Raw genomic sequence first — 21891 nt, forward strand, 5'->3', positions numbered from 1 at the left:
GGATCTGCCTCCCGGGCCGCTGCGCTGTTCACTCCGCTTCGGGCGGGTCACCGGGGGTGTCCTGGTCCTTCAGGCCGCGGATCTCCTCGATGAAACGCTCCAGGCTGTCGAACTCGCGGTACACGCTGGCAAAGCGGATGTAGGCGACGTCATCCAGGGGCCGCAGGAAGGTCATGGCGCGGCGGCCGATCTCCTCGCTGGGAATCTCGCTGAGACCGAACTCGTCCTCGAATCCGTACGCGAAGGCGCGCAGCAGGGCGGGGTCCACCGGGCGTTTCTCGGTGGCGAGGGTCAGGCCGCGCAGCAGCTTGTCCGGGTTGAAGGCCTCGCGGGGGCCGCTGCGCTTGACGACCATCAGCGGTTCGAGCTGCGCGCGTTCGTAGGTGGTGAAACGCCGCGCGCAGGTGGGGCACTCGCGGCGGCGGCGGATGCTGGCGCCGTCGTCGCTGGGGCGGGAGTTCACCACGCGGCTGTCGGGCGCGGAGCAGTACGGGCACTTCACAGGTAGGGCATCTCCGGCACGCGCAGTTTCGGCACGTCCGGCAGCGGGACGTCCAGCACGGTGCCGCTCAGGTGCGCCAGGCCGGGCGCGGCCAGGGCCACGACGGTGTCGCTGACGGGGGCGTCCAGTGTCTCGTCGCCGCTGCTGGCGCGGGCCGGCAGGATCAGGTTGGCGCGCACGCCGCCGCGCCACGCGTGGCGCACCAGGCCCTCCAGCGCGCCGCGCTGCGGCCAGACCTGCACGTCCGTGTCGTCCAGGTGCGGGCCGATCAATGTGAGCCAGGTGCCGTTCAGGCGGCGCGCGATGATCTGCGCGATCGCCACGCTGCTTTTCAGGTTGGCGTTGAACAGTTCCATCCACTCGCCCTCGCTCAGGGCGGTGAAGTGCGTCTGGGTGCGGCGGTCGGCGACGTGCACGATGCCGCCCAGCTGCCCGAACAGCTCCAGGATGCGTTCCTGCGCGCTGAGCCAGTCCATCACGACCGTCACGTCCGCCTGGATGGGAAAGGCGGTGCCGCCCTGCTGTTCGAGCCGGCTGGCGAGACTGGAGAGCGTCTCGGTGCTCTGGCCGATCAGGGCCACGCTCGCGCCCGCGCGGGCCAGGGCGGCGGCGGTCAGGCGGCCGTACCCCTGGTCGGCGCCGGACACGGCGATGACCTGCCCGGCCAGGGGGCGCGGCGGCACGGAAAGGGAGGAAGCCGTCATGGCCTTCAGGATAAGCGCCGGCGCGCGCCTCCGAACGGCGCGGCGCTCAGGCGGGGCGGGCGGGCGCGTGCACGCCGGCCACCCGCAGCAGGTCGTCCAGGGTGGAAAAGCCCTGGTCCAGGCGCGGCCAGGTGGGCGGGAAGGGCTGCGTGCGGGTGATGTCGTGCGGGACCACGATCACGTTCATGCCGGCGGCGACGGCAGCGGTGGCGCCGTTCAGGCTGTCTTCCACGGCCAGGCAGTGTTCGGGGCGCACGCCGAGCGTGCGGGCGGCCAGCAGGTACAGTTCCGGGTCGGGTTTCACGCGGGCGACGTCGTCCTGGGTGGCGGTGGTGGCGAACAGGTCCCGCAGGCCGTGGTGGGTCAGCCAGCGGTCGATCCAGGCGCGGTCGCTGCTGCTCGCCAGGCCCAGTTTCAGGCCGGCGGGGGCGACGGCTTCCAGCACGCCGCGCACGCCGCGGCGCAGGTCGGCGTCCTGCAATTCGGCGTGCACGCGGTCCCGCAGGGCGACTTGCAGGGTGTCCCGCTGGGCCTGCACATGGCCTGGCAGGCCCGCCCAGGGGTCGAACGCGCCCCAGGTGCCGATGCCGCGCTGCCAGTCTTCGAGATTCAGCTCCCGGCCGTGCTCGGTGTACAGCGCCTGCCAGTGGGTGAATTCCGGGGTTTCCGTGTCGAAGATGGTGCCGTCGAAATCGAAGATGAGGGCCTGGATCTCCGCGCTGGGCATACGGGTCAGTGTAGGGGACGGGCCCTTCACAGCGTCTTGCGGAAGCGCAGGCTGGCGAGCGTGAGGGTGATGATGGCGAATACCGCCAGTCCGGTCAGGGGCAGCTGAAGCTGGTGGGCGTCGGTGCCGCGCAGCATGATGCCCCGCACGGCCTGCAGGTAGTAGCGCAGCGGCACGCCGTACGACAGGCCCGCGAAGAAGCGGTTGAGGCCCTCCAGCGGCAGCAGGAAGCCGCTCAGGAAGATGCTGGGCACGATGATGGCGATGGTGGCGAACATCGCCTGCGGCTGCGTGCCGGCCACCGTGGAGATCAGGATGCCCAGGCCCAGGTTGCCCAGCACGAACAGCAGCGCCGCCAGGGTGAGCAGGCCCACGCTGCCGGCCAGCGGCACGCCGAAGAGCCAGTGCCCGATGGTGAGGACCAGCGCGGCGTCCAGCGCCCCGAACGCGAAGTACGGCAGCAGCTTGCCCAGGATCACCTCGTGCGGCCGGACCGGCGTGGCGATCAGGGCCTCGATGGTGCCGGTCTCGCGTTCCCGCACGATCGCCAGGGCGGTGAGCATCACGCAGATCAAGGTGAGGATCAGGCCGGACAGGCCCGGGACCATGTACACGGCGCTGCGGTTGTCGGGGTTGTACAGCGTTTCCAGGGTGGGCCGGACGGGCACGGACAGCGTGCCGGTGGCGGCCCGCACGGCGCCCAGGGCGGCCAGGCTGTCCTGCGTGGCGGCGGCCGACGCGGCGCGGACCTGCGCGGCGAAGGTGGGGTCCGAGCCGTCCACGAACACCGTGTAGGGCACGGGCTGCTGCGCGCGGGCGGCCGCCAGGGCTCCGGCCGGGATCTCCAGGATGGCGCGGACCGTGCCGGCCCGGGCGGCCTCCAGCGCCGCCTCGCGGGTGGGGTAGGGGCGCAGCTCGAAGCGGTCCTCGGCGGCGTAGTTGCGCAGGATGCGGTCGCTGACCCGGTCGCGGGCAAGGTCCACGACGCCCAGGCGGATGTCCTTCACGTTGGTGTTCAGCGCGTACCCGAACAGCAGCAGCATCACCACCGGCAGCAGCACGATCAGCCGCGGCAGCACCGCGTCCCGGCGGACGTGCAGGAGCTCCTTGCGGGCGATGCCCAGAATGCGGTCCAGCGGGCGGGAGGTGGCGGTCATGCGCTCACCTTCGCTGCGCTGGCGTACGCCACGAACACGTCCTCCAGGCTGGCCGGCACGCGCCGCAGGTCCCCCAGGGCGGCCAGGGCCGTTTCCGGGCCGGGGTCGGCGGCGGTGACGCGCACCTCGTCCCCAATGATCCAGGCGCCCTGCACCCCCGGTGTGGCCCGTGCGGCGTGGAGCGCGGCGTTCAGGTTCAGGGCCCGCAGCGCGTAGCGCACGCCGGGCAGGCCCGCGCGCAGCTGTTCGGGCGGGCCCTGCGCCAGGATGCGCCCCGACGCGATCAGCGCGACCTGCTGGCAGCGTTCGGCCTCGTCCATGTAGTGCGTGGTCACGAACACGGTCGTGCCCTCCCCCGTCAGGGCGTAGATGGCGTCCCACAGGCCCCGCCGGGCGACCGGGTCCAGGCCCGCGGTGGGTTCGTCCAGGAACAGCACCTGCGGGCCGTGCACGATGGCCGTGCCGATGCTCAGCCGCTGCCGCCACCCGGCCGACAGGGCCCGGGCCAGATGCCCCCTCCACGGAATGAGCCCCAGGCGGTCCAGGGTGCGGTCCACCGCGGCGGGCACCGCCCGGGGCGGCAGGTACAGCGCCGCCTTGAAGCGCAGGTTCTCCTCCACGGTCAGGTCCGTGTACACGCTGGCGGCCTGGTTCGCGTACCCGATGCGGGCCTTCACGCCGTCCGGGTCGGTGAGGGGCGCGCCGGCCACCCGCCCGGTGCCGCCGGTGGGCGTGAGCACGCCGCTGAGCATGCGCAGCGTGGTGGTCTTCCCCGCCCCGTTCGGGCCCAGGTACCCGAACACGATGCCGGGCGGCACCGTGAGGCTGAGCGGCGCGACGACCTGCACCGGCCCGTAGCGTTTGCTGAGGTCCCAGGTTTCGATGGCGGGCTCGGGCGTCATGGGGTCTCCTCCGGGTGGGTGGCGCGGCCGTGCAGGAAGGCGCGGACGTGGGCTTCCGGGTCGGGCGGCGTGCCCGGCGACAGGGGCAGCAGCGTGCGGAACAGGTCGGGCATCAGGTGCGGCAGCACCAGCGGGCCGATCAGGGCGGGCAGCAGGGACCCCAGCGGCTCGGGGCGCAGCTGGCCTTCCTGCTGGTAGCGGCCCAGCAGCGCCGCGACCTGCGCGAACAGCTCCCGGGGGCCGTCCAGCACGCCCTGCAGTTCCGGATGCCGGGGAAATTCGGTGACCAGCACCCGGATCACCGGCCCGACCGTGTGCAGCGCCTCCCCGTACTCGCGGGTGAGGTGGATCAGGTCCGCTTCCAGGTTCCCGGTGTAGTGCACGCCGCGCCCCGCCAGGACGGTGGTGCGGCTCAGGACGGCGGCGCGCAGGAGCGCCAGCTTGGTGCCGTGGCGGCGGAACAGCGTGACCTCGTTCACGCCGGCGCGCTCGGCGATGGCACGGGTGGTGGCGCCCTTCAGGCCGCGTTCGGCCAGCACCTGCAGCGCGGCCGTCAGAAGCGGGTCGTCGGGCGGACCACCGGGGGTCGTCATGCGCACAGCGTAGATCTGGCTGCCCCCGAAAGCAAGTGCTTGCTTGCATCACCAGCATCGGCCCAACTAGTCCGGCATCGCCCGGAGTGGAGCCCCCTTCCGTGCAGCCCCGTACAATGCCCCATGACCCCGGTTCTCCCCGAACTGGTGACCCGCCGCCTGCGCCTCCGGCCCTTCAGGGAAGCCGACGCGGCGGACGTCCACACGCTGCTCAGCCACCCGGGCGTCGCGGCGGGCATGCTCTCCATCCCCTCCCCTTACCCGGCGGGCCTGGCCCTCACCTGGATCCGGTCCCGGCCCGCCGCGGCCGAGGAAGGCCGCGCCTACTCCTGGGCCATCACGCCGCAGGACGGGGCGGCACTGCTGGGCAGCGTGACGCTCAGCCCCGACCCGGGGCAGGGCCGCGCGGAACTCGGGTACTGGATCGGCGTGCCGTTCTGGGGGCAGGGCCACGCGACGGAAGCGGTGGCGGCCGTGCTGGCGTTCGGGTTCGGTTCCCTCGGCCTCCACCGCATTCACGCCACGGTCTTCCCGCGCAACGCCGCCTCGGCGCGCGTGCTGGAAAAGTCAGGCTTCCGGCGGGAGGGCCTGCTGCGCGGCTACGCCCGCAAAGACGGGGCGTTCGAGGACCTCGTGATGTACGCCCGGCTGCGCACCGACGGGTAACCGTTCAGGCGTCGGGAACGGCGTGCGTGGAGACCGCCAGGAGCGTGCCCACGATCCGGCCCCGGAACCAGCGGGGGCTGCCGTACACGCTGAGGGTGCGCGGCGTGCCGCTGGCGTCCCGGACGCGCAGCACGTACCGGCTGGCCTCGCCCTGCCAGCGGACCTCGTGCTGCGCGCGCAGGATCGCCTGGTCCTCCGGCAGGGTGTACTCCAGCAGGGTGTGGCCCAGCAGGTCCCCTTCGGGGAGGCCCAGCAGGTCCGAGACCCGGCGGTTGGTGTACGTGAAGCGGCCGTGCTCGTCCAGGATGGCCATACCCTGCCCGCTGCCGTCCATCAGCTGACGCGAGAACAGCAGTTCCTCCTCGTAGGATTCCTTGAGCAGGCGGTAGTACCGGATCACGCGCCGCAGGCGGACGAACAGCCACGCCAGCAGGCCCTGCACCGCCAGCAGCAGGGCGGCCAGCACGGACGCCAGCAGCAGCGCGTCCGGGGAGAGCGCGCCCGCGTCGCCCTGCCAGTGCCGCGAGGCGCGCAGCAGCAAAAGAACGTCCAGCGCGGCCAGCAGGGCGAACACCACGTACGCCCCGCGCATTTCGAGCACGCCGGGCGTCCGGGTGGAGGGAGGCGCCCCGGCGGGCCCGCTGCCGGGGAAAGTCATGCCGGCCCTGCCCCCTGGCGCGCCCCGCCGGGGAGCGCGCCGCGTGCGGTCAGGCAGGCCGGCCTCATGAAGGCATTGTTTCCGGGGAATTCTGACAGAGGGCTTACAGCATTCTTACAGGGCCCCCGGGTGGGCCTCAGCGGCGGCCGACCCCGGGCGCCAGGGTCAGGGGCGCGTCCAGCTTCAGCCACAGGAACTCGGTGCGGTCCTGCACGGCCGCGCCGCGCCCGCCGGTGGCGGGGAAATTGTTGTCGTTCACGACCAGGACCGTGCTGGCGTCCAGCACCAGCACGTTCTCGATGGTGACGTACGGGAAGCGCATCACGCCGTTCACGGCCGTGCCGCCCAGGTTCTGCGGGTCACGGATTGCCAGCAGGTCGGCCACCAGGGTCTTTTTCAGGGTGCCGTCCGCGTTCTTCACGGCCGTGTCCAGCAGGTACAGGCGTTTGAAGGCCGCCTCGGCCCCCTGCTTGTTGTCCCGTTCGATGACCAGCCACTGCGTGCCGTTCACGGGCGTCAGGTCGCCGATCGCCTCGCCGCCCTGCTCCAGCGCGTAGCGGCCCGCCAGGGTCCAGGTGCGGGCGCCCAGGTCGTAGCGCATCAGGCGCAGCTGCCCGGCCGGGTCGCCGGTCACGGTCTTTTCCAGCAGGGCGTACACGGCCTTCCCGTCGGGCGTGACGTTCAGCCCCTCGAAGCCGCCGCTGGCGGGCAGGTTCGCGGCGGCGCTGCTGCCGCCCAGCGCGAACGCCGGGTGCTGCGGGCTGCGGAGGTCGGGCGTGGTGTACTGCGCCGCGACGCGCGCGCCGGTCGCGGGGAAATCGGTGAAGAAGCCGTCCACCCCGGCCCACAATGCCTGGCGCAGCTCGGCTTCGGGGTCGTTGGCGTACCCGGGCAGCAGGTAGGTGGGTTCGTTACGCATCGTCCAGGTGTGGACCAGCAGGCCCGCGCTGTGCGCCCGCGGCACGAAGTCGGTGGTGCGGCCCTGCGCGTCGATGATCCAGCGCTTGTACGCGCCCACGCCGCTGGCGTACGTGGCAATGTCCTTCAGGCCGGCGTCGGTGGTCAGGGCGTCGTACCTGCGGGCGTCGCCGGCCGCCGTCCAGTCGTACGGGGCCTCGTCGGCGCTGCTGACCAGCTGCACCAGCGGCAGGTTCACGCCGGCGGCGGGCATCACGGTCGCCTTCAGGGCCTTGAGGTTCCCCACCTCGAAAGACTGGATGAACACCCGGGCGGGGTCGGTGAACTTCTCCCGGACCAGCGTGTCGATCAGCAGGCGGGAGATGTCGTGCCCGGCGACCTTCTGCATGTACGTGGGGTGTTTCGTCTCGGGGTAGATTCCGACCTTGCGCCCGGTGTTCGCCTCCGCGTCACGGACCAGGGCGATCACCTCGGCCAGCGTGGGGATCTCGAACCGGCCGTCGAAGGCCTTGCCGCGCAGCGCCGGGAGGCGTTCCACGGCCCGCAGGGTCTTGAGTTCGGCCAGGGTGAAGTCCTCCGCGAAGTACCCGGTGACCTGCACGCCGTCCAGCGCCTTGGTGCGCACCCGGGCGCGGAATTCCGGGCGGGTGGCGACGTCCGCGGTGGCCTCCACCACCTTGCCCGCCTGGTCCAGCACGGCGATCACCGGCTCGTGCCGGGCGACCAGCACGCCGTCTTTCGTGACGACCAGGTCCGGCTCGATGAAGTCCGCGCCGGCCTCGATGGCGACCCGGTACGCTTCCAGCGTGTGCTCCGGGCGGGTGCCGCTGCTGCCGCGGTGCCCGATCACCAGGGGGGTCTGCCCCTTCAGGGTGGGCAGGCCCGGCAGGTTGGGCGTGCCGATGGGCGCTTCCAGGAGCCTGCCGTCGGCGCTGAAGTGCAGCAGGTACGGGCCGAACTCGTCCCCGACCCACAGGGTGCCGTCCGGCGCGAACGCGAAACCCTCCGGGTCGAAGTCCGCGCCGGTCAGCAGGCGCTCCCGGGTGCCCTCGTTCACGATGGGGAACGGCACCCGGCCGTCCGGGTCGCGCAGACTGATGAAGTTTCCGACCTTCACCGCGCCCTTCTCCGCGGCCGCCTTCTTGGCGGTGAGGGCCACGCTGTACAGGCGCAGGGCGTAGTCGGCGCTGTTATTTTTCGCGCCGAAGCCGTTGTCACTCAGGAACCAGTACGTGCCGCCCGGGCCGAACTGCACGCCGGAGAACCCCTGCACGGGCGGCGCCGGGAAGCGGGCCGGGCCGCGCAGGCCGTTCGCCCAGGCGCCGGTGGCGGGCCCGGTGCTGAAGGTGTCGGCGGCCATCTCGGCGTACCCGACGAGCGTGGCGGCCTGGGCCCCGAGTCCCAGCGTGAGGGCGGCCGTGAGGACAGCAAAACAATGTTTCATACGTCACAAAGCTGCCGCGCCCGGGTCAGGCGGCTGTGCGCCCCCCGTCACCCCCCGGTCAGGCGGCCGGCGCGTGACGGGGGCCAGGGGTCAGGCCAGGATCAGGCCGCGCGATCCCCAGCGTGAAAGCCCGAACCGGGTCCAGACCGGCGTTCCTTCATGCCTTCTTCAGGGCGCAAGGCCCGTCCAGACGTTACCCTGGGCACATGGCGAACCTCGGCTCCTCCACAGTCATGCTCACCGGCGCCGGCGGCGCCCTGGCCACCGCCATCGCCCAGGAACTGGATGACGCCGGCGCACAGATGGTCCTCGTCGGCCGCGGCGAGGCCCTGCAACGCGCCTGCGACCGCTTCCCCGCCACCGAGGTCCTCGACCTGGACCTCACCGACCCCACCAGCATCGAGGCGCTGCGCAAGGTCAAGAAAGTGGACACCCTGATCCACACCGTCGGCGACTACGCCCGCCAGGACGCCCACAAGGCCACCGACGAGGACCTGCACGCCATGTTCGACACGAACATGCTCACCCTCTTCCACGCGGTGCAGGGCGTGCTGCCCGGCATGCTCAAGCACAAGGACGGCCTGATCATGGGCGTCAGCGCCGGCCCCACTCCCCGGTCCGCGCTGTACAACGCCAGCAAGGCCGCCGTCGCCGCGTACATCCAGAGCCTGCACGACGAACTGAAAACCAAGGGCGTGCGCGGCATCACCCTGTACCCCATGGGCGCCATCGACACGCCCGAAAACCGCGACGCCGGCCTCGCCTGGGACAGCATGATCGACGCCCGCGGCCTCGCCAAGAGCGTCGCCCACGCCCTCACCCGCCCCGACCGGGCCCACGTCACCGAACTGCGCGTCTACCCCGACGTGTAACGGATTCACTCATTTCAAGCGGTGATAAGTGTAGGTACGTTCCTCGCGAAAGCGCGTGGTCCGGAGATCTGCACTTTCTTGACTTGATTCCTCCAGGGTTTCCAGAACCACCTTCGGATTGCCATAGTGATCCAGGTTTTGGTATGCGAAGGTCCGGCGAGACACGAGAACAGGAGGCTGTGCACGGTTGTAAGTGATTTCCTCACGTCCTGCCTTGGTGTTCTTGACCGTGACCGTCATCTCCTCGTCTTCATAGGACGACGCTTCGACAGCTTCACCCGAATAAACAAACTCGGACTTCCGGGTGATGGCACTGATCATCACCGCGCATTGAACGGATCGGCCCACTCGGTCCTGCAGACAATATGTTCGCCCTGAGTGACCTTCGACGTCCGCCTTGGCATCGGCAATGAAACCATTCGGCGTGGGGGTATACACGGTTCTGATCGTGGCGCCTGGGAAGGGCAGGAACATCACGCTCTCGGTCAAGTTTCCAGTGGCGGAATCGTAGGAGAAATCCTCCTTGCTGACCCCCTCAAGCACTGCGCGAGTCAGCCTTCCGTCCTCATACACGTACCGCTCCTGCACGCTGTCGGGGTCATCAGAATCCCTCGAAAGTAGTCTCCCAGTCACGTCATAGCGGCTGGTGCCAAGGACGACCTCCGCCTCCCCTTTCCCTGAGTCAGACTGAATACCCATCCGCCTCACGGACATGGTTGCCACCGGTCCTTTCAGGAAACTGTCCTCTTTCCGCACTTCGCCGACGTGCAGTGGTCCCTGACGTGTGGCGGCCGCACCCGGCTGAACGACGCGGGCCACCTCCGGAAGGCCGCTGGGGTTCCCCGCGCAGGAGCTGAGGAGAAGGATCAGGAAGGCAGAGCGGCGAATCATATATTGAGCAGCATAGGCGCCAGTCGCCTCCCTTTCTCAAGACATTGGCCTGGATGGCCGGTACCAGCGCAGCAGCAGCAGCCCCAGCAGGACCGCCGCCCACACCAGTGGGGCCGTGCGGTCCTGTTTCACGCCCCAGAAGTAATGCAGCGCGCCCAGCGCCGCGGAGGCATACGCGAGGCGGTGAAGCCGCGTCCAGGTGCGGAAGCCCAGGCGGCGCACGCTGGCCGGCGTGCTGGTCAGCGCCAGCGGCAGCAGCAACAGCAGCGCCAGGAACCCGGCGGTCACGAACGGGCGCTCCAGCACGTCCTCCTGCATCACGGCCAGCGTGAACCCGTGATCGTACAGGTAGATCAGGAAGTGCAGCGTGCCGTACCCGAACGCCAGCAGGCCCAGCGCCCGGCGGATCCGGGCCGGCCACGTCCAGCCGGTCAGAAGCCGCAGGGGCGTGCACGCCAGGGACAACAGCAGCAGCGCCAGCGTCAGCAGGCCTGACTGCAACGTGGCGCGCTGCACCGGATTGGCCCCCAGCGCCCCGGTCAGCGCGTCCCAGACCAGGATCACGGCCGGCAGCGCCCCGCCGGTCCACACGGCCGGCACCAGCCAGGACAGGGGGGCCGACCTTCCGGGTCGCCTCACCTCATCCGCCCGGTTCACCTGGCTGTTCTCCGTGCGGGTCAGAAGTTCCGCCGGAGGTCCAGGCCGCGGTACAGGTCCGCGACCTGCGTGTACCCGTTGAACAGCAGCGTGGGGCGCCGCCCGCCCTCCCCGATGCGGCGTTCGGTCGCCTGACTCCAGCGGGGGTGGGGCACCTGCGGGTTCACGTTCGCATAGAAGCCGTACTCGGACGGCGCGGCCAGCGCCCAGGTGGTGCGGGGCATCTCCCGCGTCAGGGTGATGCGCACCACCGACTTGATGCTCTTGAACCCGTACTTCCACGGCACCACCAGCCGCAGCGGCGCGCCGTTCTGATTCGGCAGGACGCGGCCCTCGATGCCCACCGCCATGAACGCCAGGGGGTGCAGGGCCTCATCCAGGCGCAGCCCCTCCACGTACGGCCAGTCCAGGACCGGACGGCGCTGCCCCGGCATCTGCTCCGGGTCGTGCAGCGCCGTGAACTTCACGTACCGCGCCGCACCCGTGGGGTCCGCGCGGCGGATCAGGGCGGCCAGGGGGAACCCCATCCAGGGAATCACCATGCTCCAGCCTTCCACGCAGCGCATGCGGTACACGCGATCCTCCAGCGGGAACCAGGACTGCAGCGTGTCCAGGTCCACGGTGCGGGGGGTCTTCACCTCACCGTCGATGGTGACGGTCCACGGGCGGGTGCGCAGGCTCCCGGCGTTCCGGGCGGGATCACCCTTGTCCAGGCCGAACTCGTAGAAGTTGTTGTAGGTGGTGACCGAGCGGTACGGCGTCACCGCTTCCTTCGTGTCGTACGGCCCGAGCGGGCGGGGTCGGCGCACCTGCGCGACCGGCTCCGGCAGCGTCTGGGCGTCCGCGCCGGGCCGGCGGGTCAGCAGTTCCAGCCCGGCGCCCAGCCCGGCAGCGGTGGCGGTGAACAGCGTGGCGTTCCGGATGAACGCCCGGCGGTCCAGGCGCCGGTCCTCACGGGGGTCCGGGTCGGTCATGCCGCATTCTTCGCCACGCCCGGCAGGAGAACAGCGACCCGGCACTCAAAACCCGGAGACAGGGCTCAGGTCGTTTGACTGATGACCTGTCGTGACGCGTGGACATCCCGCACTGGCTATGGCCTTCCTCCCTGCGTTCCCCGGGCTTGGCGTTGTCAGGGGACGTCGTGAAGGCCTGCGAGGCCGCCCTGAACCCGTGCAGCCGCATCGGCCCGGAGGGTGTCCCAGACGGGTTGGCCGCGGTGCCCACGCCCGGCCAGCAGTGCCCGGGCGAGTTGCTCCGTGACCGGTTCCAGTGCGCGGAAGACGCTGGACTGCGCGAACTCCCGGGCGGGAGAGCCGGAGGGACCCGTGACCTCCACGAGGTCCATCGCCACGGTGTCCAGGGGCCACAGCACCACGTGCACGAGTTCGTGCACGATGGTTTCCTCCTCGTCTCGAAAGGGGGTGCGGGACAGGAGGAGCAGGGCCGACTTGTGGACCGGGTCAACCTTGATGTCGCCGCTCTGGTGGGATCGGGTGAAGTTCACGAGTTCCAGCCGGATCGTCCAGTCGCTGAGGCCCAGGAGGTCCTGCCACTGGCGGATGAGGTGCTCCAGTTGTTCGCGGCCCAGGCTCTGCATGAGCGCAGTGTGCCGTGCGGTGGCCTGGACGAGAGGGGCAGATGCGGCTCATGGGCCGCTTTGGGCGTGATAGGGCCGTCATATCGGTCTTTTAGACTGGGTGCATGAATGACGTGGTTCTGGTGACTGGGGCGCGCACGGCGATGGGGGCGATGGGCGGGGCTTTCCGGGACACGCCGGACCACGTGCTGGCGGAGGTGGCCCTGCGGGGCGCGCTGGACCGGGCGGGGGTGAGTGCGACGGACCTGGAGACGCTGGTGCTGGGGCAGGTGATCGTGGCGGGCGAGGCGGCGTACAACGCGCGCCGGGTGGGGCTGAACGTGGGCATGCGGGTGGAGACGCCGCAGCATGCCGTGAATCAGCTGTGCGGGTCGGGATTGCGGGCGGTGCAGGCGGCGTGGCAGGCGCTGACGCTGGGCGAATTTGCGCTGGTCGCGGCGGGCGGCGTGGAGAACATGAGCCGGGCGCCATACCTTCTGCCGGAGGCGCGGTTCGGCAAGCGGCTGGGGCACTTGGATCTGGTGGACGGCCTGACCCGGGCGCTCACCTGCGGCGTGACGGACACGCCGATGGGCATCACGGCGGAGAACATCGCGCAGCGGTACGGCATTTCGCGGGAGGCGCAGGACGCGTTCGCGCTGGAAAGCAATCGCCGGGCGGTGGCGGCGCAGGCTTCGGGCCGCTTTGCACGGGAGATCGTGCCGGTGGAGACGAGAAAGGGCGTGGTGGACACGGACGAGCGGCCGGCGGAAACGACCCTGGAGGCCCTGGCGAAACTGAGGCCGGCCTTCAGGAAGGAGGGGACGGTCACGGCCGGGAACGCCAGCGGCATCAACGACGGGGCGTGCATGGTGGTGCTGGCGACCGGCGCGGAGGCGCAGCGGCGCGGCCTGCCGGTGCTGGCGTGGGTGCGGGCGTTCGCGTCGGCGGGCGTTCAGCCGGACGTGATGGGCCTGGGCCCCAGCGTGGCCGTGCCCCTGCTGCTGGACCGGGCCGGCGTGCGGGCGGGCGACATCGACCTGTGGGAGCTGAACGAGGCGTTCGCCGCGCAGGCCCTGGGCGTGATGCAGGACCTGCGCCTGGACCCGGAGCGGGTGAACGTGAACGGCGGCGCGGTCGCGCTGGGGCACCCGGTCGGCATGAGCGGCACGCGGGTGCTGTACACCCTTGCGGAGGAACTGCGGGCCCGGGGCCTGCGCTGGGGCGTGGCGACCCTGTGCGTGGGTGGGGGGCAGGGCATCGCGGCCCTGATCGAGAACCCGGCCGCGTAGGTGCGGGCGTGGGGGGAGGGGGCCGCAATGCAAGGTTCTTGGCAGACAGGGCGTGGCAGACTCCCCAAGCTTGGGGCATCCCGTTTCGTCTGCGCTGTGCCCCGGTGTCCGCGCCGCCCCTTCCCTTTCCCCGAGGCCCCTCATGACCCGTGAATCCGTCAGCATCCGCGACCAGCGTTACCAGTACCTCGTGCAGGACCACGGGCTGCAGGGCTTTGACCTGATCCTGTACCGGGCGGCGCCCCGTTCCCTGGTGGCGGTCCTGACTCGTGACCTGCTGCGCCCCGCGCCGGGCGTGGAGGTGGCGCGCATGTCGGTGGGCGCGGTGAACGGCGACGACGTGCTGAACCAGGAGGTGGGCTTCGGGTACGCCCGCTGCCGCCTGCGGGTGGTGCACGAGTTCCGCAACCTGGGCCTGGGCACGTGGCTGCTGCGGCAGGCGCGGGTGCAGGCGGCCGCGCGCCGCTCCGGTCTGGCGGGGGAACTGCACGCCGGGCAGGAGGCGCGGGCCCGGTCGTATTACACGCGGCACGGCGCGCGGCTGATTGAGCGGCCCCTGCACCCGCGGCATCCGTGGGTGGTGCTGGACGCGAACGCGGCCCTGGACCCCGGCTCGGGCGAGGAGCCGGGGCGGGGCACGCCGGGCCGCGCAGGGCGCGGACAGCAGGTCGCCTGACCCGCGGGGGTCAGCTGCCCCGGGCGAGGCGCTCGAGCAGGGCCACCCCGAAGTGCACGCCGTACTCGAAGTCGGCGCGGCGGACGTTCTCGTTCGGGGCGTGCGCCCGGCCGCCGCTGTTCCCGATGCCCATGGCGACGCACGGCAGGCCGCCCAGCGCGTCCATGAAGGGGAACATGGGGCCGCTGCCGCCGCTGCTGGGGTTCACGATGGGGTCGTGCCCGGACGCCTCGCGCGCGGCGGCCAGGCAGGCCTGCACGAAGGGGTGGCCGGCGTCGGCGCGGGCGGGGTGCTGGTGCGTTTCCAGTTCCACGATCTGGATGTCGTCCAGGCCCTGGGCGTTCAGGTGGGCGCGCAGCAGCTCCACGACGCGGGCGGGGTCCTGGCCGGGCACCAGTCGGAAGTCCAGTTTCACGAAACCCTCGGCGGGCAGCACGGTCTTGCTGCCCGCGCCCTGGTACCCGCCGCCCCAGCCGTTCACGTTCACGACCGGCATCAGGTTCAGGCGGTGGTGGTACTCGGGCGGGGTGCCCAGCGGCCGGGTGACGGCGTACGTGCCGTAGGTGCTCTCGCCGTGCCCGGGCACGCGGCGGATGGCGTCCAGGTCCGCGTCGCTGGGGGCGTGCAGGCCGTCCAGGAAGCCGGGGATGGTGACGCGGCCCACCTCGTCGCGGATGCTGGCGACCGCGCGGGCGAGGCGGTAGAGGGGGTTGTCCACCACCGCCCCCAGGCTGCTGTGCAGGTCGCTCGCCGCCACCCGGCACCGCAGCTCCACAGCGAGGATCCCTTTCAGGCCCAGGTAGGCGATGGGGCGGCCCTCGTCGGTGCGGCTGCCGAACTCCCACCAGCAGCCGTCGGCGTGCAGGTGCTCGGCCTGTTCCCGGACCACGCGGTCCAGGCTGGGGCTGCCCACCTCCTCCTCCCCCTCGATCAGCCACCGCACCCTCAGCGGCAGCCGTCCCCCATGCCGGGCCTTGACCGCCCGCACCGCCGCCAGCCGGGAGGCGAACTCGCCCTTGTCGTCACTCGCCCCGCGGCCGTACAGCCGCCCGTCCCTCTCGGTCAGCTCGAACGGTGGGCTGTCCCACAGCGCCAGGGGGTCCTCGGGCTGAACGTCGTAGTGGTTGTAGATCAGCAGGGTGGCGGGCCCTTCGCCGGCCTCGGCGATCAGGACCGGGGCGACGTCCCCAGGGACCTCGTGGACAGTGAAGCCCTCGGTTTCGAGGAGGGCACGGACGGCGGCGGCGGTTTCAGGGAGCATGCGGCCCTGGGCGGAGACGCTCGGCAGCGCCACGAGGTCGCGCAGGTCCGCCAGGCCCCGCTCGATATGCACGGTCAGGTCATCGGGAAGGTGGGGCGTGGTCATGGCTCACGCTAGAGCATCCCGGCTCTGCCTGATACGCGGCGTACTCATTCAAGCGGCCTTTGGGGCAGCGTCGAACGCTCCTCCAGGCCGCGCACCGCGTCTCTCCTGCTGCACGTTCCACTCGGGATGAACCCTACCGACTTCAACCGCAACTCGTCTTACAGCCAGCGGCGCCAGCGGGCGAGACTCAGGATGCTCACCAGGAGCAGGAACATGCCGCCCAGCATCAGGCGGAAGCCGTGCTCGCCGCTCTTGAAGATGCCGGCCTGGAAGTTAGTGCCCAGGATGCCGGCCAGCACGCCCAGCAGGCCCAGCAGGACCGTGACGACGGTCAGGACGCGCATGATCTCGTTGGTGTGCTGCCCGGTGCTGGTCATGTACAGGTCGAAGGAGCCCAGCACCATCTCGCGGGTGTGGCTGATGGCCTCGTAGGCGTGCTGGTACTGCTGGAACAGCCGCGTGAGCAGCGTTTCCGGCTGGTCGCCCTGAAAGACCGTGAATTCCGGGCTGGCGAGGCCCGCGTACACCATGCGGTGCGCGCCGAGCGCGCGGCGCAGCACGCTCACCCGCTGGCGCAGCCGCACGAGGTCCGCGAGGTGGTTGCGTGCCGGGTCGCGCAGGATGTGCTCGTCCAGCCGGTCGATGCTGTCCTCCAGGGGGCTCAGGAGGGCGTAGTACGACTCCAGGTGGTAGTTCAGCAGCACGGCCAGGAAGGCCGCGGCGTCCAGCTGCCCCAGCTGCGTGTCGCCGCGCAGCTGGTGGTGCAGCGCCTTCAGGAACGGGGCCGGTTCGGCGTGCAGCGTGACGACCAGGTTCTTCGCCGCCAGGATCCGCACCGGGGCCTGCGCGGACTGCCCGGGTGGCGTGTTCACGCTGAGCTGCGTGTGGTCGGTGCGGTACAGCAGCCGCGGGCCGGGCGTGTGGCGGTGCAGGGCGGCCTGATCGGTGGGGTCCAGGGGCAGCACGGCCAGTACCGCCTGCTCGCTCTCGGCGGGTTCGGCTTCCAGGTCCAGCCACAGCAGCTGGTGGGGTTTGAGGGGCGGCAGGGTGCCCGTCCAGTCCAGCTGGGCGTCCTGGCCGTCAGCGTCGAACAGCAGGGCGGTGATGGTCATCTCGCCCGTCAGGGTAGTCCTGCCCCGCGCGGGGCGGCTTTACCCATCGTGAAGGCCCCGGGCGGGGTTGGGTCAGCGACGGAAGCCGTCCGGGTGGGTGCGGTGCCAGTTCCAGGCGGTGCGGACGATCTCGTCCAGGTCCGTGAACTGCGGCGTGAAGCCCAGGTCCCGCACGATGCGCGTGGCGTCCGCCACGAGGCGCGGGGGGTCCCCGGCGCGACGGGGGGCGACCTCGCGGTGCAGGGGCGTGCCGGTCACGCGGTCCACGGCGTCCAGCACCTCCAGCACGCTGAAGCCGTGCCCGAGCCCGACGTTGTAGGTGGCCTGCCCGGCCTGCCCGCGGGCGTGCGCGGCGTGCAGGGCCTCCACGGCCAGCACGTGCGCGTCGGCGAGGTCCTGCACGTGCACGTAGTCGCGGATGCAGCTGCCGTCCGGGGTGGGGTAGTCGGTGCCGAACACCATCATCTTTTCCCGCTGGCCCAGCGCGGTCAGGCACGCCAGTTCGATCAGGTGCGTCTTGTTCGGGTGGGCCTCGCCGATGTCCCCTTCGGGCGCGGCGCCGCACACGTTGAAGTACCGCAGGATGGTGTACGGCAGGCCATGCGCCACGTGGAAAGCGTGAATCATGCGCTCGGTCATGAGTTTCGTCTCGCCGTACACGCTCTCAGGCTGCATGGCGGCGTTCTCGGGGATCGGGACGGCGTCGGTGGTGCCGTACACCGCGGCCGTCGAGGAGAACACCAGCGGGATCTTGCGGGTGTCCACGATGGCCTGCAGCAGGTTCAGGCTGCCGGTCACGTTGTTGCGGTAGTACCGCCCCGGGGCGCGCATGCTCTCCCCCACCTCGATCAGCGCCGCGAAGTGAATCACGGCGTCCGGCTGGTGGGCGTCCAGCGCGGCGCGGATGTCGGCGGGGTTCAGCAGGTCGCCGCGCACCAGGGTCACGCCGTCCGGCACGGCCTGCGCGTGCCCGCTGGACAGGTTGTCGAACACCACGGCCTCGTGCCCCGCCCGGCGCAGCTGCCGCACCGTGTGCGAGCCGATGTACCCGGCCCCGCCCACCACCAGCAGCTTCATGCCTGCTCCTTCAACTGAACCGTCATGCGCACAGCATGCCCGGGGGGCGGGGTGCGGAGCAAACGCGGCCGTCAGGCGAGCACGGCGTGGACCCGCGCGGCGAGTTCCTCCCAGTCCACGGCGGTCTGGCGGCCCGCGTCGAATTCGGCGTTCAGGCTGGCATGCAGCGCCTGCAGCCCGGGGTGATCCTTGGGCAGTTCCTGCCCGGTGTGCTGCCGGATCAGGAAGATCAGGCCGGCCACGCCGCTGTCCTTGGTCAGGCTGACTTCCAGGGGCCGGCCGAGCAGGCCCGGCACGTCGAAGGGGGCGTACATGGGCCAGAACTTGTTCAGGCCGTCGGCGTGAATACCGGCGCGGGTGCGGTGCGCGTCCCGGCCGTACAGCGGGTACTTTGCGGGCACGCCCTGCCCGAGCGTGCCGTACAGCTCCGCCAGGGCGTTCAGGGCGGGGTAGTTCGGGCGGTCCACCAGGCCCATGCCGGTCAGGTGCAGCAGCACGCCTTCCAGGGGGGCATTGCCGCTGCGTTCCCCCTGGCCCAGCAGCGTGCCGTTGATGGCGGCGCACCCGGCCATCACGGCCGCGAGGCAGTTGGCGACGATCAGGTGCGTGTCGTTGTGCGGGTGGAATTCCAGCAGCTCGCCGGGCACGCCCGCCCCGATCAGTTCGCGGACCATGCCGGGCACGCTGCGGGGCCACTCGACGTTCTCCAGCGGCAGGCCCACGCCCATGGTGTCGCAGATGCGGAAGCGGGGGGCCTGCGTGTCCGGGTAGGCGGCTGCCAGGCGCTGCACCTGCGCCACGAACGGCAAGATGAACTCGCGGGGCGCGCGGGTGGCGTCCTCCAGGTGCAGCCGGGGGCGCAGGCCGGCGTCAAGCACGGCGTGCACGGCGTCCAGGTAGGTGCGGGCGGCCTGTGCGCGGCCGCCGGGCGTGAACTTGTGGAAGGTGTGGTAATCGCTGGCGCTGGCGAGCATGCCGGTTTCCCGCACGCCCAGCCCGGCGACCAGGTCCGCGTCGCGGCGCGAGGCTCTGATCCAGGTGGTCGGTTCGACCGGGTTGTGCCCGCCCTGCCAGCGTTCCAGCGCGCCCTGGAGCATAGCGCGGTCGGCGGAGCGGTACACGAAGAATTCGGCCTGCCGGATGGCGCCGGTGCCGGCGGTGAACTCGCCCATCAGGTCGTAGAGGCGCAGACCAGTCTCGGTGGTCAGGGGCAGGCCGCCCTGCTGGCCGTCGCGGTGGGTGGTTTCGGTCGTCCAGGCGCGGGGAGGCAGGGTGGCAGGCGGGGTGGTCCAGCGGTACCGGGGAAAGTCCTGCGGGGGGAAGGCGTCCGGGAACAGGTCCGGGGTGGCGGCATCGGTGACGGTCATGGGCGCACAGTAGGCAGCGGAAGATAGGTCGTCAATCTTGATTGATCGGTCAATGTCTGAGGCTGCCGGGAGATGCTCTTGGCCTGATCTGGAGAGCCGGGAGAGCCTGATGGGTTCCTGTCCTGGATTCCCGAACGGCCTTTTCGCTGCTCTGGCGCCCGTTTTCAGACTTTTCCAACCAGCTCTTCCCCATCTCCGCCGCGCGCAACTTTCGCAAACTCTCACCGCTGATTACAGTGTGAGTCGCCGAGACAATTCAGTTTTTCCACCCCGCACTTCCCGACCATTGCGTCAGGAATGGGCATCCCCTAGGCCAGGTTCCCCGACCGCGTGCCGCCACTCCCTCTGCCCTTGCCCTCGGCCCCGGAGAACCCATGAAGAAACTGCTTGCCCTGCTCAGCCTGCCTCTCGCCCTCGCCGCCTGCGGCCAGCCCGCCGCCCCCACGCCCACCCCGCAGGAACAGGCGACCCCCGCCCCGGACCCCCTGCAGGCGCAGGTCATCAACGGCACGGCCAGCGTCACCGGCGCCCGGCCCTACCAGGTTGCGCTGCTGTACAGCAGCAACGGGCAGCAGTTCTGCGGCGGCACCATCATCGCCGCCGACTGGATCCTCACCGCGGCGCACTGCGTGAAAGGCGGCCTGCCCAGCCAGGTGTACGTCCGCGCCGGAAGCCTGTCCGCCACCAGCGGCGGCATCACCCGCACCGTGTCCAGCATCCGCATCCACCCCAGCTACGTGGACGTCACCCGCGGATACGACGTCGCCGTCCTCAAACTGTCCTCCCCGCTGACCTACAGCACGACCATCCAGGCAGCCGCGCTGCCTACCCCCACCTTCGCCAGCACGGCCGCCGCCGTGGGCACCGTCCAGACCATCAGCGGCTGGGGCATGACCGTCGGCGGGAACTCCAGCAGCAACAGCAGCTACCTGCGCGAGGCGAACCTGCCGGTGATCAGCAACGCCGACTGCGGGGCGCAGCTGGGCTCCACCATCACCAGCGGCATGATCTGCGGGAACAAGAACAGCCAGGGCCAGACCGGCTGCCACGGCGACAGCGGCGGGCCCTTCGCGAGCAAGCACAGCAACCGCTTCTACGTGTTCGGGGTGGTCAGCTGGGGCACCGCGAATGTCTGCACCAACGCCACCGCCTTCGCGCGCGTCAGCGAGTACCAGCCGTGGATCACCATGAACACCGGCGTGCAGCCGCAGGCTCCCACGACCACCGGCACGACCGTCACGTACAGCGGCATCGTGGCGTCCGGCGCCACCTCCTACCAGCCGGGCACCGCAGGCCGCACGTACGCCGCCGGTACCCTGAGCGCCAGCCTGAGCGGCCCCAGCGGCACGGACTTCGACCTGTACCTGCAGAAATTCAACGGCACCAGCTGGGTGGACGTTGCCTCCAGCGAGGCCAGCAGCAGCAGTGAGAGCATCAACTACGCAGCCGCCAGCGGCACCTACCGCTGGGAGGTGTACGGGTACTCCGGCAGCGGCTCCTACACCCTGACCGTCACCGCTCCCTGAGCCCGGCCCCGCCCGCAGCCCACCCCGGAGGTCAGGGGCGGGCCTTTCCACGCTCCGTTCCCTAGAATGCTCGGCAGTGACCCCCGCGCACGACCCCACCCGCCCGGACAGCCTGACCGCGGCCGAGGCCACCGCGCTGCTCGGCGTGAAAACGGCCACGCTGTACGCCTACGTGTCCCGCGGCCTGATCCGCAGCGAACCCGGCCCGGCCGGCACGCGCGAACGGCGGTACAGCGCCGAGGACGTGCACGCCCTGCTACACCGCGCCGCCACCCGCCGCGACCCCGGCGCCGCCCTTCAGGACGCCGTGCAGGACGCGGTGGGCGGGGCGCTGCACTGGGGCGCCCCGGTGCTGGACAGCGCCCTGACCCGCATCGCGGACGGCACCCTGACCTACCGCGGCCAGAACGCCGCCGAGCTGAGCACCCACCTGACGGTGGAGGAGGTGGCCGCCCTGCTGTGGACCGGGCAGGCCGGGGCCACGCCGGCCCTGCCCCTGCGGGCCCGCCTGACCCTGGGCGCCCCTGCGCGCGCCACGCAGCCAGTGGAGGCCCTGGCATACGCGCTCACGTACGCCGCCACGCACGACCTGACGGCCCTGGACACCCGGCCGGAGGCGCAGGTGGCCCAGGCCGCCCGGGTGCTCGCCCTGCTGTACGCCGCTCTGGAGCGTTTCGAGGGCGTGCCGGCCGCGCCGGACCTGCCGCTGCATGCCCGGCTGGCCCGCGCCTGGGCGGTGCCCCACGGCGCGGACGTGCTGCGCCGCGCGCTGGTGCTCCTCGCGGATCACGAACTCAACGTGAGCACCTTCACCGCCCGGGTGGCCGCCAGCGGCGGCGCGGGCCTGCACCACGCCACCCTGGCGGCCCTCTGCGCCCTGCAGGGCCCCCAGCACGGCCTCGCGTCCCTGGACGCCTTCGAGCTGCTCGGGCACGCGCTGCGCGGGAACCCGCGGGAGGCGCTGCGCGACGCGACCCGCCGCCACGGCCGCCTGCCCGGCTTCGGGCACCGCCTGTACCCGGACGGCGACCCCCGTGCCCACGACCTGCTCAGTGCCCTGCACGCCCAGTTCCCGGAGGCGCCGGGCGTGCAGGGGGCCGCGACCCTGGCTGCGCTGACGCGGGCGGAAACGGGCGAGCAGCCCAACGTCGACCTTGCCCTCGCGGCCCTGATTCACGCGCTGGGACGTCCCCCGGCGGACGCGGTGG

At 71.3% G+C, this 21891-nt stretch carries 22 protein-coding genes (1 of these 22 cut by a window edge); 6 read left to right on the forward strand and 16 right to left on the reverse strand.

Translation table 11 applies throughout. The features are described 5' to 3' along the window. Window positions 1–28 precede the first annotated feature (28 nt). From nrdR to DFI_RS11325, 6 genes are read right to left on the reverse strand one after another with little or no spacing between them, the layout of a single operon-like run. Window positions 29–502 carry a transcriptional regulator NrdR gene (gene nrdR, locus DFI_RS11300; RefSeq protein ID WP_027463178.1) on the reverse strand — a complete coding sequence of 158 codons (474 nt, stop codon included), beginning with the start codon at window positions 500–502 and terminating at the stop codon, window positions 29–31. Next, complete coding sequence (locus DFI_RS11305; RefSeq protein ID WP_027463179.1) at window positions 499–1206, reverse strand: SDR family NAD(P)-dependent oxidoreductase; 708 nt, start codon at window positions 1204–1206, stop codon at window positions 499–501. Before DFI_RS11305 ends, nrdR begins: the two co-directional genes overlap by 4 nt. Window positions 1207–1252: 46 nt before the next feature. Further along, window positions 1253–1933 (reverse strand): HAD family hydrolase, encoded by a 681-nt coding sequence (locus DFI_RS11310; protein WP_027463180.1) that lies wholly within the window; start codon window positions 1931–1933, stop codon window positions 1253–1255. Between the two features lie 26 nt (window positions 1934–1959). After that, on the reverse strand, window positions 1960–3090 hold the full coding sequence (locus DFI_RS11315) for an ABC transporter permease (protein WP_211235353.1): 1131 nt from the start codon (window positions 3088–3090) through the stop codon (window positions 1960–1962). Then, the gene (locus DFI_RS11320; RefSeq protein ID WP_043778252.1) at window positions 3087–3992 is read right to left on the reverse strand and encodes an ABC transporter ATP-binding protein; all 906 of its coding nucleotides are present in this window, start codon (window positions 3990–3992) and stop codon (window positions 3087–3089) included. The genes DFI_RS11315 and DFI_RS11320 overlap by 4 nt, the downstream gene beginning before the upstream one ends. Next, window positions 3989–4585, reverse strand: a complete 597-nt coding sequence (locus tag DFI_RS11325) for a TetR/AcrR family transcriptional regulator (protein ID WP_027463183.1) — start codon at window positions 4583–4585, stop codon at window positions 3989–3991. The genes DFI_RS11320 and DFI_RS11325 overlap by 4 nt, the downstream gene beginning before the upstream one ends. Before the next feature lie 123 nt (window positions 4586–4708). Between DFI_RS11325 and DFI_RS11330 the strand changes: the two genes are divergently transcribed. Then, the gene (locus tag DFI_RS11330; protein WP_027463184.1) at window positions 4709–5251 is read left to right on the forward strand and encodes a GNAT family N-acetyltransferase; all 543 of its coding nucleotides are present in this window, start codon (window positions 4709–4711) and stop codon (window positions 5249–5251) included. A 4-nt stretch (window positions 5252–5255) separates the two neighbouring features. On the opposite strand, the gene DFI_RS11335 is transcribed toward DFI_RS11330, so the two are convergent. Together DFI_RS11335 and DFI_RS11340 are read right to left on the reverse strand one after the other, a co-directional pair. Next, a complete protein-coding gene (locus DFI_RS11335) occupies window positions 5256–5909 on the reverse strand; it encodes a PAS domain-containing protein (protein WP_081425852.1) in 654 nt (217 codons plus the stop codon). Between the two features lie 136 nt (window positions 5910–6045). Then, window positions 6046–8271, reverse strand: coding sequence for an esterase-like activity of phytase family protein (locus DFI_RS11340; RefSeq protein WP_027463186.1), 2226 nt, complete (start codon window positions 8269–8271; stop codon window positions 6046–6048). 206 nt (window positions 8272–8477) lie between these two features. On the opposite strand from DFI_RS11340, the gene DFI_RS11345 reads away from it, so the two are divergent. Continuing rightward, the gene (locus DFI_RS11345) at window positions 8478–9143 is read left to right on the forward strand and encodes an SDR family oxidoreductase (protein WP_022801200.1); all 666 of its coding nucleotides are present in this window, start codon (window positions 8478–8480) and stop codon (window positions 9141–9143) included. Window positions 9144–9152: 9 nt separating this feature from the next. On the opposite strand, the gene DFI_RS20225 is transcribed toward DFI_RS11345, so the two are convergent. The 4 genes from DFI_RS20225 to DFI_RS11360 all read right to left on the reverse strand — a co-directional run bounded on the left by DFI_RS20225 (window position 9153) and on the right by DFI_RS11360 (window position 12288). After that, the gene (locus DFI_RS20225) at window positions 9153–10034 is read right to left on the reverse strand and encodes a hypothetical protein (protein ID WP_027463187.1); all 882 of its coding nucleotides are present in this window, start codon (window positions 10032–10034) and stop codon (window positions 9153–9155) included. Window positions 10035–10070: 36 nt separating this feature from the next. Next, window positions 10071–10625, reverse strand: a complete 555-nt coding sequence (locus tag DFI_RS11350) for a protein-methionine-sulfoxide reductase heme-binding subunit MsrQ (protein ID WP_211235354.1) — start codon at window positions 10623–10625, stop codon at window positions 10071–10073. 86 nt (window positions 10626–10711) lie between these two features. Next, window positions 10712–11665 carry a protein-methionine-sulfoxide reductase catalytic subunit MsrP gene (gene msrP, locus DFI_RS11355; protein WP_027463189.1) on the reverse strand — a complete coding sequence of 318 codons (954 nt, stop codon included), beginning with the start codon at window positions 11663–11665 and terminating at the stop codon, window positions 10712–10714. A gap of 155 nt (window positions 11666–11820) precedes the next feature. Beyond that, window positions 11821–12288, reverse strand: a complete 468-nt coding sequence (locus tag DFI_RS11360; protein WP_051307854.1) for a hypothetical protein — start codon at window positions 12286–12288, stop codon at window positions 11821–11823. A 104-nt stretch (window positions 12289–12392) separates the two neighbouring features. Here DFI_RS11360 and DFI_RS11365 point away from each other — a divergent pair, with 104 nt between their 5' ends. Both DFI_RS11365 and DFI_RS11370 read left to right on the forward strand, forming a co-directional pair. Next, window positions 12393–13559, forward strand: a complete 1167-nt coding sequence (locus DFI_RS11365; protein ID WP_027463190.1) for an acetyl-CoA C-acyltransferase — start codon at window positions 12393–12395, stop codon at window positions 13557–13559. A gap of 142 nt (window positions 13560–13701) precedes the next feature. Continuing rightward, a complete protein-coding gene (locus DFI_RS11370; protein ID WP_022801195.1) occupies window positions 13702–14235 on the forward strand; it encodes a GNAT family N-acetyltransferase in 534 nt (177 codons plus the stop codon). A 10-nt stretch (window positions 14236–14245) separates the two neighbouring features. On the opposite strand, the gene DFI_RS11375 is transcribed toward DFI_RS11370, so the two are convergent. The 4 genes from DFI_RS11375 to DFI_RS11390 form a co-directional block, all read right to left on the reverse strand. Then, window positions 14246–15601 carry a M20/M25/M40 family metallo-hydrolase gene (locus DFI_RS11375; protein WP_027463191.1) on the reverse strand — a complete coding sequence of 452 codons (1356 nt, stop codon included), beginning with the start codon at window positions 15599–15601 and terminating at the stop codon, window positions 14246–14248. 158 nt (window positions 15602–15759) lie between these two features. Then, window positions 15760–16713: a CorA family divalent cation transporter gene (locus DFI_RS11380; RefSeq protein WP_051307856.1), complete on the reverse strand. Its 954-nt coding sequence runs from the start codon at window positions 16711–16713 to the stop codon at window positions 15760–15762. A gap of 72 nt (window positions 16714–16785) precedes the next feature. After that, window positions 16786–17790, reverse strand: coding sequence for a UDP-glucose 4-epimerase GalE (galE, locus tag DFI_RS11385; protein ID WP_027463192.1), 1005 nt, complete (start codon window positions 17788–17790; stop codon window positions 16786–16788). A gap of 71 nt (window positions 17791–17861) precedes the next feature. Continuing rightward, entirely contained in the window at window positions 17862–19157 is a 1296-nt protein-coding gene (locus DFI_RS11390; protein ID WP_027463193.1) for a beta/alpha barrel domain-containing protein, read from the reverse strand. Between the two features lie 374 nt (window positions 19158–19531). On the opposite strand from DFI_RS11390, the gene DFI_RS11395 reads away from it, so the two are divergent. Together DFI_RS11395 and DFI_RS11400 are read left to right on the forward strand one after the other, a co-directional pair. Then, window positions 19532–20683, forward strand: coding sequence for a serine protease (locus tag DFI_RS11395; protein WP_051307858.1), 1152 nt, complete (start codon window positions 19532–19534; stop codon window positions 20681–20683). 76 nt (window positions 20684–20759) lie between these two features. After that, window positions 20760–21891, forward strand: partial view of a citrate synthase family protein gene (locus DFI_RS11400; protein WP_051307860.1) — the 5' portion only. It continues 104 nt past the right edge of the window; the window shows 1132 of its 1236 coding nt (coding positions 1–1132); the start codon lies at window positions 20760–20762; the stop codon falls past the right edge of the window.

The sequence above is a fragment of the Deinococcus ficus genome (assembly GCF_003444775.1).
Lineage (GTDB): Bacteria > Deinococcota > Deinococci > Deinococcales > Deinococcaceae > Deinococcus > Deinococcus ficus.